This window comes from Xenorhabdus ishibashii (assembly GCF_002632755.1).
Taxonomy (GTDB): domain Bacteria; phylum Pseudomonadota; class Gammaproteobacteria; order Enterobacterales; family Enterobacteriaceae; genus Xenorhabdus; species Xenorhabdus ishibashii.
In genome coordinates, this window is sequence record NZ_NJAK01000001.1 from 3041445 (window position 1) to 3054387 (window position 12943).

General features: G+C 39.6%; 7 protein-coding genes and 2 tRNA genes. 4 read left to right on the forward strand and 5 right to left on the reverse strand.

What is annotated here, in order from left to right; translation table 11 throughout:
• The first annotated feature begins 116 nt into the window (after positions 1-116).
• Positions 117-659: a YfaZ family outer membrane protein gene (locus tag Xish_RS14410; RefSeq protein WP_099118423.1), complete on the forward strand. Its 543-nt coding sequence runs from the start codon at positions 117-119 to the stop codon at positions 657-659.
• A gap of 66 nt (positions 660-725) precedes the next feature.
• Here Xish_RS14410 and tyrP read toward each other — a convergent pair whose 3' ends face one another.
• The 3 genes from tyrP to Xish_RS14425 form a co-directional block, all read right to left on the reverse strand.
• Positions 726-1871, reverse strand: a complete 1146-nt coding sequence (tyrP, locus tag Xish_RS14415) for a tyrosine transporter TyrP (RefSeq protein WP_425275039.1) — start codon at positions 1869-1871, stop codon at positions 726-728.
• A gap of 458 nt (positions 1872-2329) precedes the next feature.
• Positions 2330-2405, reverse strand: a tRNA-Thr gene (locus Xish_RS14420).
• Between the two features lie 6 nt (positions 2406-2411).
• Positions 2412-2499 (reverse strand) — tRNA-Ser (locus Xish_RS14425).
• 212 nt (positions 2500-2711) lie between these two features.
• Between Xish_RS14425 and rcsD the strand changes: the two genes are divergently transcribed.
• Positions 2712-5459, forward strand: coding sequence for a phosphotransferase RcsD (rcsD, locus tag Xish_RS14430; protein WP_099118425.1), 2748 nt, complete (start codon positions 2712-2714; stop codon positions 5457-5459).
• Position 5460: 1 nt separating this feature from the next.
• On the forward strand, positions 5461-6111 hold the full coding sequence (gene rcsB, locus Xish_RS14435) for a response regulator transcription factor RcsB (protein WP_099118426.1): 651 nt from the start codon (positions 5461-5463) through the stop codon (positions 6109-6111).
• 81 nt (positions 6112-6192) lie between these two features.
• Here rcsB and rcsC read toward each other — a convergent pair whose 3' ends face one another.
• Together rcsC and gyrA are read right to left on the reverse strand one after the other, a co-directional pair.
• A complete protein-coding gene (rcsC, locus tag Xish_RS14440; protein WP_099118427.1) occupies positions 6193-9030 on the reverse strand; it encodes a two-component system sensor histidine kinase RcsC in 2838 nt (945 codons plus the stop codon).
• Positions 9031-9206: 176 nt separating this feature from the next.
• On the reverse strand, positions 9207-11831 hold the full coding sequence (gyrA, locus tag Xish_RS14445) for a DNA topoisomerase (ATP-hydrolyzing) subunit A (protein WP_099118428.1): 2625 nt from the start codon (positions 11829-11831) through the stop codon (positions 9207-9209).
• Positions 11832-12040: 209 nt separating this feature from the next.
• Here gyrA and ubiG point away from each other — a divergent pair, with 209 nt between their 5' ends.
• On the forward strand, positions 12041-12775 hold the full coding sequence (gene ubiG / locus Xish_RS14450) for a bifunctional 2-polyprenyl-6-hydroxyphenol methylase/3-demethylubiquinol 3-O-methyltransferase UbiG (protein WP_099118429.1): 735 nt from the start codon (positions 12041-12043) through the stop codon (positions 12773-12775).
• Positions 12776-12943 lie beyond the last annotated feature (168 nt).

The following is a 12943-nucleotide window of genomic DNA, read 5'->3' on the forward strand; positions in this document are numbered from 1 at the left end:
ATTTACATATCTTTATAAATATAAACGTTTCCTTGCTTTTGTCATCTATGTCGTCCCGCCGGTTTAAGTACAATACCTTGGCTCATATGGGCATTTACTCATGAAAGGACAAGATTATGAAAGGCCTTATTGCTATTGGTGCCGCTAGTTTGATTTTTATCGCCGGTTCAGCAAATGCTTTCTCTATAGATACTCAGGTGGGGAAACACAGCACAAGCACATCAGTGGGGATTGGTGATAAATATGCTGGCCTGTCTCTGACGGGTAACTGGACCCGCAGTGATCACAATGGTCAGCTAGGTAGTTTAGGTTTAGGCTTCGGTCTGCCATTTGGCCCCTTGGCTGCAAACGTCGGCGCAAAAGGGCTTTATTTATCTCCCAAAGATGGGAAAGATGGGGCTGCATTGGCTGTTGGCGCGGGCCTAAATTGGGCAGTGACTTCTTCTTTATCCTTGTATGGTGAGGCTTACGGTTCGCCATCAGGCTTAACGTCAGGAATGGATTCTTATACTGAAGCTACAGGAGGAGCGCGTTATACATTTTTCAGACCCCTAAGTGTAGATGTTGGCTACCGTATCATTGACATACGGGGTAGTCATGGCAATCGTAGTAATAAAGTTTCCGATGGTTTTTATGTTGGCGCTAGTTTAAGTTTTTAATTAAACGGAAATGCTGCAAGGTTATCCGCATTAACATTGATGCGAATAACCTTAGGCAAGACAAAATTACCCTACGTTTGGCAGTATACCTGTAACAATACCAATCTGAATGGCAATAACTGCAAGCCCGCACAGGAATACAAAGATTAATGCAGGCTTACCTCCTTTGACACGATAACCTTCCTTGTTTTCTTCGCGGCTACGCCAAACCAGCAGGCAAGGCAATAACAAAGCAAGAATGGAGAGGGCAACAGCCGCAAATGTCAGTGCCATAACGAAATTAGGGTAGTACAGTGCACAAAGCAATGGTGGGGCAAAAGTCATTAAGCCTGTTTGTAAACGCCCTTTGGCGTGATTGCTGCGCTTAAAAAGGTCAGCAAGGTAATCAAACAACCCTAAGGCAACGCCGAGAAATGAGGTGGCTAGCGCCAGATCGGCAAACAAATGAACAGCAAACTCCACTTTAGGTGAAGCGACAATTTCTCTCACCGCTTTCAATAACCCATTCAGGCCAGATTCTTGTGCAAGAATACCAACAAATGTATTGGAAGAAATCGCGCCGAGTGTCACCAATTGCCACAGAATATAAGCTAACAGTGGAATAGCACTACCGATGATAAAGATTTTCCGTAGTTTGTTAGTATCACCTTGCATATAGGCAACGATGCTTGGCACACTACCGTGAAATCCGAATGAAGTAAAAATAACAGGGATGGCAGAGAGTGCTAATCCTTGCTCAATGGGCATGGAGATCAGATTGATTTTATCAACATGAGGCATCATTACGCCGAGTACGATCACCAGAAAAACAATTTTAGCGCTAAACAGCAGGCGGTTAATAAAATCGACAGATTGGGTTCCAATACAGACTACCCCACCACCAATAATGGTAAAAATACCGATACCGGCAGAGACAGAAACAGGTTTATCTAACCAAGAAGAGAGGGAGCTCGCCAGTAACTCACCGGCACCACTAATATAAGCCGTTGTCAGGGCATACATAAGGAAAAGCATACTGAAGCCAGTCAGCATCTGCCCACCTAACCCAAGGTAGCGTTTCGCGACTGTTCCTAACCCAGCATTAAACTTACTATATTGATATACTTCCACGAGCAAGAGTGCGGTATAACTCATCAAAGCCCACAGGGCGATTAACATAGCAAATGTAGTTCCAAATCCCACACCTGCCGTTGCCAATGGCATTGCTAACATTCCTGCGCCAATCGTCGTTCCAGCAACGATAAAAATACTGCCAATAGTGCGATTTTTCACGCGATCCTCGTTTCTGAATATGTTGAGAAATAGTTATAAGACCAGCAGGTTAAATGATTGATTTATGTCTGTCAAATTTACAATACACAAAGTGTAAATAAATAATTACATTCTTTGGGGCGTTGGGAAATTCGTCATAAAACTATGTGATTTGGAGAAAATAACTCAGCAAGCAGAAACATATTAAGTTAAAAAATAACCAGAAACGTCTTTGTTGAGTGACATAATTTATTAGTATGTCAAATAGCTTTGTAGTTTGGATATGAAAGGTTAGTTAACCAGGCCAATAAAGTAGTAAATTGAGACGGTAGAAAAGGAAGAGAATATATGCGTAAAATTTTTTTTTGATACATAAAGAAAAAACCCGCTATCTACTTTATAGATAGCGGGTTCTTATATGGTGCCGGCTACCGGAGTCGAACTGGTGACCTACTGATTACAAGTCAGTTGCTCTACCAACTGAGCTAAGCCGGCGAAATTTGGCGGAAGGATAGAGATTCGAACTCTAGGATGGTTTCCCATCGGCGGTTTTCAAGACCGCTGCCTTCGACCGCTCGGCCATCCTTCCATGGCGCGAGATTATGCCTATATCGTTTTGATGTGTCTAGTCCTTGAAGGGAAAAAAATCGTATTTTTTTGCTGTTTGCTTGATTTTCGATCTGCAATGGCCTTTTCATTGGCTAACCTGCTAATATTAAGTACAGCATACCGGCTTATTTATCGACAGGTTGATGTCGCATTGACCAAAATATATTCATACTAAAGGCAACCATCCAAAGAATGTATAAACAACCATCTATCAAGCCATCCGCTATTCCTCGTTTTTACGCGTTATTTGTTGCTTTGCTTTTTACGTCTCTATTTTTATTCGGGTATAACTATTTTGATATTTGGCTGATGGAGAAAAAATATGCTATCAGTAGTGTAACAGCTAAGATGAGATTGCAGATCAAAGATTATCGCTACCATGCCAGTCATATTTTTGAGCAGTCAAATATTCTGCCAATCTCCTCTCAGGAGAATACGCCATTGTTTAAATTGCGTCCCGATGTCTATTGGCTAGAAAATCGTTATCAGTCTGTTGATGCAATTATTTTTGGCCAATATAACAACTCAAGTGTCCAACTTGCCCAGCATCTATCCAGTTATTTGGATATTCTTTGGGGGGCTCATAATGAATATTTGTCTATGTATTATCTCAATGGACAGGATAATAATTTATTATTGATAACGACCTATCCAATTTTAAAACCAGAAATCAGGTTCAAAGAGAGCTATCTGACTCTGAACCCTGAAACCAAACGCACTGAGATGTTGGAACAGTCATCTTCATTGGAGGAAAAAGAGAGCATTTCCTCCATTAATATATTGCGTAGTGAAAATATTTATTTCTACACCTATAAAGCTGCATTTAATGCAACAGGGCAATTAACCACCATTATTGCTTTTGATTTACCCATTAATAATCTTTTGCCGGTTGATATGTCACCAGCAAATTTTCGTTTGAATGCGCTCAACTTACATGAACCTGAAGCTTCCGATAAAGTTGAGGTTTCGTTAAACGGTTTTTGGCTAGAATTTTCTCAGCCTCTTGATATCGTGCCGTATAAATTAATCTACCAAGTTTCACTGAAGGCACTGATTGTAGATTTATTACTCAGAAATGTCTGGCTCTTGCTTTCTATATTGCTGTTCTTTCTGTTCTCTTTGAGTGGATTATTTTATATCCGCAGGCGATATATTGCACCGAATGCTTCTATGGTTCATGAGCTGAAAATTAAAGATACCTTAAATAGGGATATTATCTCTAATATTCCTATTGGAGTCGTGGTTTATGATTTTGAATCAAATCAAATCATGATAATTAATAAAGTTGCAGAGCAGTTGATGCCTCATCTGGATTTGAATAAAGTTATGGCTATGGCACAACAACATCATGGTGTAATTCAGGCATCCATTGATGAAGCGGTTTATGAAATAAAAATGTATACCAATAGTTTATTACCAGGAACTTCCCTCTTTTTACTGAAAGACAAAGATCAAGAGGTCATGGCAAATAAGCGATTACAATTTGCCCATAGTGAATATGATAAAAGCATTCAAATCAGGCGCTCTATGCTTTCAAATATTAACAATGAAATAAAATCTCCTATTAATAGTATTAATAACATTGTCAATCAATTGAAACGATTGTCACAAGGTGAAAATGAACAAAAGCTATTGGATAAATTATTCGATAAATCAAAATATATCACCGAATGGCTTGAAAATATTTCATTGATCAATGAGTTAGAGCTAGGAAGTTGGTGGCCAAATAATGAAATATTTTCCTTGTCTTCACAGTTGGAAGAGATTTTGAAAGATGCTTTTCAGATATTAAATACCAAAGGCTTGCGAGTTTATTATTATTTTAATATTTCTCGTGAGTCTTTATTTATAGGGGATAAGGTAGCATTAAGTAAAATTGTTACATTGTTACTTAATTATGCAATAACGACGACCAGCTATGGTAAAATATCATTGGTTGTTAGTAGTAATAGTTCAAGCAAATATGACAATTATATTCAGATTGAGTTGATGGATAGTGGTGCTGGCTTAAGTGAAAGAGATCTAACCAGTTTAAATTATCCCTTCCTGAATCAATCAGTGGAAGATAAGTATTCTACCCATTCTGGCATGACTTTTTATTTATGTAATCAGTTGAGCAAAAGAATGGGAGGAAGCCTAGATATTAAAAGCAAGTTGGGGTTGGGAACACATTATGTTATCAATTTGCCTTTATCACAATATGATGAAAATAGCGAGACTCCTCAAATTTTGGAAGGGATCACGGTTTTAATTGATATCCATAACCCAGAGATCAACAAAATCGTCCATACTTATCTCAATAATTATGGTGCAACATATTTTGATAAGAGAAAAGAGGGCGTTACGGAAGAGTACGATATTATCCTTACGGATAGGTTGTACAAAGAAGAAAAGCAGTACAAACAGAAAAAACCAACTATATTATTAGTGGGGAGCTTAACAGGATTTAAGCAGTTGAAGCCAGGAATGGTTCAATGCAATTACAATCTTGCTGATGATATTATCAATGCAATATCGTTTCTGGTTGAAGAAAATCTTAGTTTCTCTGGTTCCAGAGAAATTTATGAAATCTCTAAACCAGCAGGTGACTTGGTAAAAGAAATTGATTTCATTGATAATTTTGATAGCAGTGTTTGCAATATCCTCAGAAGTTATCAAATTCAGTTGGCAAACAGCGACTACATGAAGTTGTTTATAGAGACAGTCCCTATGGACATTACCAGACTGTATGCTGATATAGAACGACATGATTTGATATCACTCTCGCAAACGGTACACCGCCTTAAGGGTGCGTTTGCTATGTTGGATTTAAAATTTCTTAGGTCATTATGTGAGGCGTTGGAAAAACACATAGCAGACAATAATGAAGTAGAAATCAAAAATAGCATCAGCTTCATTGAGTCCTTTGTCACAAAGCTGTTGCAGCAAGGTAACCAATAATATGAATAACCTTAATGTCATTATTGCCGATGACCATCCTATCGTTTTGTTTGGCATCCGCAAGTCACTTGAACAAATTGAGTGGATTAATGTGGTCGGTGAATTTGAAAATTCAACGACACTCATTAATAGTTTGCCACATATAGAAGCAGATGTTCTCATAACAGACTTGTCAATGCCTGGGGATAAATATGGTGATGGTATCACTCTGATAAAATATATTAAACGTCATTACCCAACATTGGCAATCGTTGTTCTTACAATGAATAATAATCCGGCTATTTTAAGCGCTATACTTGAGCTTGATATTGAGGGGATCGTGTTAAAGCAAGGAGCTCCAACAGATTTGCCCAAAGCACTTTCTGCTTTGCAAAAAGGGAAGCAATTTACACCTGAAAGTGTTTCTAAGTTACTTGAAAAGGTTAATGCCAATGGATATGGAGATAAACGTTTATCCCCTAAAGAGAGTGAAGTCCTGCGTTTATTTGCTGAAGGTCTTCTTGTTACTGATATTGCTAAAAAACTCAATCGCAGTATTAAGACAATTAGTAGCCAGAAAAAATCAGCCATGACAAAACTGGGGGTTGATAACGATATCGCATTGCTTAACTATTTATCTTCCGTCACTATCGATAAAAATATTGGTAATTAATCAAAGAATTATCTTTTTTAATGGAAAATCGGTAGCAGTGGTTACCGATTTTCCATCATCCATGATTCAATGTATGTGAGTTTAAATATTACTGTATTTAATTAATGTTTCTTTTAAAATAGCCAGTGATACAGGTTTTGACAGACAGTCATTCATACCCACATTAGCACAACGTTGTTTTTCTTCTGCCAGTGCATTAGCTGTAATACCGATAATGGGTTTGGCATAGCCTTTGTCCCTCAAGTATTGAGTCAGTTCATATCCATCCATATTGGGCATATTAACATCTGTTAGAATAATATCTATTGTGTTGTTTTTCAGGTACTCAATGGCTTTAACACCATCATTGGCCATTGATGTACTAAACCCTATTGAATTTAATTGTTCGACCAGTAAATTCTGATTAATAGGGTGATCATCAACGACCAATACTTTCACTGTATTTAAACAAATATCAGTTTGGAGAATTTTATCTGTAATAGGGATTGTTGATACAGAAATAGCTGGCAAAAAACCATGTTCTGACAGGAGGTTGTCCAGCAGACTATCCAGTTCATTCAGTTCATAAGTGTTATATAACCAATAATTTTCTCGAATTTGTTTTGGCAAACCAATATGTTTTTCTGATATTTCTATAAAGTAACATACAGGACTATTTGATTTATTAGCTTGATCGCTAATTAATATTTCTGTGCCATCTGGTTGGCTATCGTCATAGAGGGCAACTTGGAAATGATTTTGTGTAAGAAAATTCTGCAAATATTTTTCCAGAAAATCATTACAAATATTTAGCAAAATACTTTTTTGCATCCGCTGACTGGATAATTGTTTGGCATGATATTTCGCGCCATATAAAGGGAGACGGATAGAAAAAATACTGCCAACATATTTTTGCGAGACGAATTCAATATCACCATCCATCAAATTGATTAGTTTTTCACAAATAGCCAGCCCTAATCCTGTACCTTGTGAGGCATTTTCTTTATTAGCGCTGATTTGGAAAAATGGCTCGAATAATTGAAATTGTAACTTGTCCTCTATCCCAAGTCCGGTATCTTTAATGCTGATATATAAATAGCCATGCCTTGAGCTGATTTCAATAACAATATAGCCAGATGTTGTAAATTTGATCGCATTGTTCAGTAAATTAGAGATAATTTGTTGTAACCTTACAGGATCATTGCGAATGCTATCGGGAATATCTGGTTCAATATAGCAATACAAACCTAAGCCTTTTTTGGTAATCAGGGGAAGGTAGTTTGAAATCACATGGGATAAGATCTCTTTGCAATTGAAATCCTTGGGTTCAATTTTCAATTGATTGGATTCTATCTTCGAGAAATCAAGAATATCACTGATAATTTTTAGTAATAATGATGATGAATGATTCATTGTTGCCAGTAATCGAGAGGATTCTGGAGGTAATGTATGGGACTGCATCAACTCCAAATTACCAATAATGCCATAGAGTGGTGTCCTTAATTCATGGCTGACTGTGGCAAGAAACATTGATTTTGCCTGGTTAGCTTGTTCTGCCGCTGATGCCATTTCCTGCAATGATTTTTCCATTTTTACACGGGTGCTGACATCTATTAGTACACAAATTGCGACTTCTTCATTACGATAACGTGAGTGTACGAAGCTAATTTGCAGGTGATTATTGTTGCTGGTAACAATATCGATATAGCTGCTATTTTTATCGCAAATGATCTCGACAATGCGTTTTTGATCTTCATACGTCAACATGCGAATGTAATCATGTGCTAATTCATTACTCAAAATGTTAACACCATCACTGATCCTTAAAATACTTATCCCGACTGGGGCAGAGGCGACAATTTTATGGTTAAATTGCTCATGCTCTTCAAGGCGGATAGCGCTTTCCTCTGCGGGAGAAAACATTTTACGTTCAAATAACCAACCAAAAAAGATAATTGCAATCGCAGAAATAATATTCAAGATAATGCCATTAATGACACTGATTTTTAGTTCATCATAAATATGTTTTAGTGGTAACGAATAGATAATACGTAATGAAGAAGGTGATAAATTCCGCATTAATACCAAACTGGTAAAATCCTCATCGTAACCAAAATACGTTGGCTGCGAGTTGGAATTGATAACAAGGGGTTTATTATGCGTTTTTATCGAATATTGCAATTCGGGTTGGTTTGACTCATTTAGCATCATGATTGTGATAGGCCGATCTCTTCTTTGTAAAAAAGAGTCAAGCCTGATAGATTTTTCGATACCTATGATCCCTGTCATGTGCCCATTAATATAAATAGGCGTAAAAACATAAAGATTACCACCATCGGCTTTGGGGTTAGGTTGGATCCAAAAGAGCGTTCTTTCATTGTTCTGTTCTCTCATATTGATCAACCTGCGGGTATTCTCGTAGATCATTTTTTTTAGTGCGTCAGGTTCTGTAATATTGTTATGAGGGAAAAAATTCACCATACATTTGCTTTTTACTCCAACGAAAAAAGCCTGATTTATACTGCGTATAGCGGCTACATTATCTCCCCAAAATGTAATCAACTGATCTAATGAATATAAATTATTATGTGAGGTTTGACGTAATAGCTCACAATCAGAACTCTCATTCAAAGGAATGTACGAGAGAATATTGTTATTATGCGGTACGATTGTTTGATTTTTATCATTATCTTGTGATAAACGCTGTTCCGCCATAAATTGAATATCTCGCAAGATATTAGCGATATGTCGTATATGAGAAAAGGCTATATCGTAGTTGGCATTATATTCTTGACGAATATCAGATTTGAGTGCATTAAAAAGATTTGTCAAATAAAAGCTGGTTAATAAGGCTCCAAGCGCCCATAACATAAATCCAAGCACCCGAAAAAGATAACGTGATATCTTTAATGACGTCCGAAAAGAAGATAAATATCTCAAGAGATCGCCTGATGAAATATATGATTAATAATAACTGCTTACAGCATATACTAGTGTAGCGGGGAATACAAAGTAGCATTTGCATCTTGCCAATTCTTTGTCAAAAAATTGAACAAAAAAAGCAGGCACTTAAATGCCTGCTATTGTGATTTATTCTTTTTTAACTCGCTGCTTTTTTATTCGCTATTCCCTTCATCAGAAGGCGTTGCTACATTATCGTCGTCGTCGTCATCATCTGGCTCAGCTACGCGCTGTAAGCCAACGACTTCTTCGTTTTCGGCGGTGCGGATCAGGGTAACACCTTGCGTATTGCGGCCAACAACACTGACCTCAGAAACACGGGTTCGTACTAATGTTCCTCCATTAGTAATCATCATGATCTGATCAGTGGGTTCTACCTGAATTGCGCCGATAACATTGCCGTTACGTTCGCTGACTTTGATGGAAATGACGCCTTGGGTAGCCCTGGATTTCGTCGGATATTCGCTTTCGGCGGTACGTTTGCCGTAACCATTTTCAGTGACGGTCAGGATTTCTCCTTGCCCACGAGGAATGATCAGGGAAACAACTTTATCACCGTTACTGAGTTTGATACCACGAACCCCAGTTGCAGTACGTCCCATTGCCCGTACACCTTTTATGCGAACAGTACCATCTTCCAGCGTTTCTTCCTCTTCTTCGAGGAAACGAACGACTTTACCTTGCGCAGAGAACAGCATGACCTCATTGCTGCCATCTGTCAGGTCGACGCCGATTAACTCATCCCCTTCATTCAGATTCACGGCAATGATACCGGCACTGCGTGGGCGGCTAAATTCGCTAAGCTTGGTTTTCTTAACAACGCCACTGGCTGTTGCCATGAAAATATTCAGCCCATCTTCATATTCACGCACGGGTAAAATAGCTGTAATACGTTCGTTTTGATCTAATGGCAAAAGGTTGACAATTGGGCGACCGCGGGCACCACGGCTCGCTTCCGGCAACTGATATACCTTCATCCAGTACATCTTGCCCTTATTTGAGAAGCAGAGGATAGTGTCATGAGTATTGGCTACCAACAAACGTTCAATGAAATCTTCTTCTTTGGTACGTGCGGCTGATTTGCCTTTACCGCCACGACGCTGAGCTTCATAATCGGACAGTGGTTGATATTTAACATATCCCTGATGGGAAAGTGTAACAACAACATCTTCCTGATTAATCAGATCTTCAATATTGATGTCTGCTGAATTCTCAGTCAGCTCAGTTCGGCGGGCATCGTTATATTGTCCTTTGATAACCAACAATTCTTCACGAATGACTTCCATCAAGCGTTCTGGACTTTCCAAAATGAACAGCAGTTCCGCGATAGCTTTCAGTAGTTCACGATACTCATCAAGCAATTTTTCATGCTCAAGGCCGGTCAGTTTTTGCAGGCGCAAATCCAAAATAGCCTGTGCTTGTGGTTCGGTCAGATAATATTTACCGTCACGAATACCATATTGAGGCTCCAGCCATTCAGGACGGGCAGCATCGTCACCCGCTTGTGACAGCATAGAAGCAACATTGCCCAATTCCCATGCCTGAGAAATCAAGCTGGTTTTCGCTTCAGCAGGCGTAGAGGCTCTGCGAATCAATTCGATCACAGGATCGATGTTTGCCAGAGCAATAGCCAATGCTTCAAGGATATGGGCACGTTCGCGAGCTTTACGCAGTTCAAAAATTGTCCGGCGTGTAACGACTTCACGGCGGTGGCAAACAAACGCAGAAAGAATATCTTTCAGATTGAGTAACTTCGGCTGTCCCTGATGCAGGGCAACCATGTTGATACCAAATGAAACCTGTAATTGAGTTAGTGAATACAGGTTATTTAGGACAACTTCACCAACGGCATCGCGTTTTACTTCGATAACGATGCGCATTCCATCTTTATCGGATTCATCACGCAGTGCACTGATCCCCTCAATGCGCTTCTCTTTTACCAGTTCAGCCATTTTTTCGATCAGTCGAGCTTTATTGACCTGATAAGGGATTTCATTGACGATAATGGTTTCGCGGCCATTTTTTTCATCAGTTTCAATTTTTGCGCGGGCGCGGATATAAATTTTACCACGACCTGTACGGTAGGCTTCCTGAATGCCACGGCGCCCGTTGATGATAGCAGCCGTTGGGAAGTCAGGGCCTGGGATATATTCCATCAAACCTTCGATGCTGATGTTTTCATCATCGATATACGCCAGACAACCGTCGATCACCTCAGATAAGTTATGAGGTGGAATGTTGGTTGCCATACCGACCGCAATCCCTGATGAACCATTCACCAGTAAGTTGGGGATACGGGTTGGCATTACTTCGGGAATTTGCTCTGTGCCATCATAGTTGGGCACAAAGTCGACAGTTTCTTTTTCCAAGTCTGCCAGCAATTCGTGGGCAATTTTTGCCATGCGCACTTCGGTATAACGCATCGCTGCCGCAGAATCGCCATCTACTGAGCCAAAGTTCCCCTGACCGTCAACCAGCATATAGCGCATGGAGAATGGTTGTGCCAGACGAACAATCGTGTCATAAACAGCGCTGTCACCATGTGGATGGTATTTACCGATAACATCCCCAACAACGCGGGCAGATTTCTTATAAGGTTTATTCCAATCATTTCCCAATACATTCATCGCGAAAAGTACGCGGCGGTGTACTGGCTTCAGTCCGTCCCGAACATCTGGCAGTGCGCGTCCAACAATAACGGACATCGCGTAATCCAGATACGAGCTCTTCAGCTCTTCTTCGATATTGACCGGTGTGATTTCTCTGGCAATGTCGCTCATGGAGCCACTGTCCCTCATACTCCGAATTCAAAGGCTTAGAATTATACCACAAAATGGCAGTTTTATAAAAACCTGACGCGGGTATTTCAAGATTAAGGTATGTATAATAGCTTCTTATCACACATCCCCATAATACTGTTACATTTTCTGTGAATCAGTTTGCTGTGAACCAGTTTGCTGTGAAGCAGTGCCTAGGAGCGATATTGCTGATGAACGTCAAAACCCCCGATTCACACATCCAATCCCATGCTAATGTGGATCAGCAGGAAATCGAAAAATTTGAAGCCGTTGCTTCCCGTTGGTGGGATCTCGAAGGCGAATTCAAACCATTGCACCGAATCAATCCATTGCGTTTGAACTATATTTTGCAACATGCTGACGGTCTCTTTGGGAAAAAAGTGCTGGATGTTGGATGTGGCGGAGGTATCTTGTCGGAAAGCATGGCGCGTGAAGGTGCGGAAGTGACAGGGTTGGATATGGGTTTTGAACCCCTGCAAGTTGCCCGTTTGCATGCATTGGAATCCGGTGTTTCCGTTTCTTATATTCAGGAAACGGTAGAAAGCCACGCACAACAGCATCAACATGCTTATGATGTGGTGACTTGCCTGGAAATGCTTGAACATGTGCCAGATCCAGAGTCTGTAGTTCATGCCTGTGCCAAATTAGTCAAACCTGGTGGTCATGTTTTCTTTTCAACGATTAATCGCAACCGGAAAGCCTGGTTAATGGCAGTTGTTGGCGCTGAATATATATTGAACATGGTGCCAAAAGGAACACATGATGCGAAAAAGTTTATTCGTCCTTCTGAACTGATCAGTTGGATTGATAAGACTACTCTGAAAGAGCAACATATTATTGGTTTACATTACAATCCGTTAACAGATAAATTTCGACTTGGCCATAATGTAGACGTGAATTATATGCTGCACACCCGATCTGTCTGACAAAGGTGGTTTAGGGATTAATAAAACGGCAACTAGATATTATTTTTAAGATTTTATTTTCCCTGTTTCGCCGATAGCCTTATGAAAGTAACATCAAGTAACTACGCAGGTTATCGGCTTTTTACCAAAATTAATCCTCAAGTTATCCACAAAACTTCCCGATCTTGT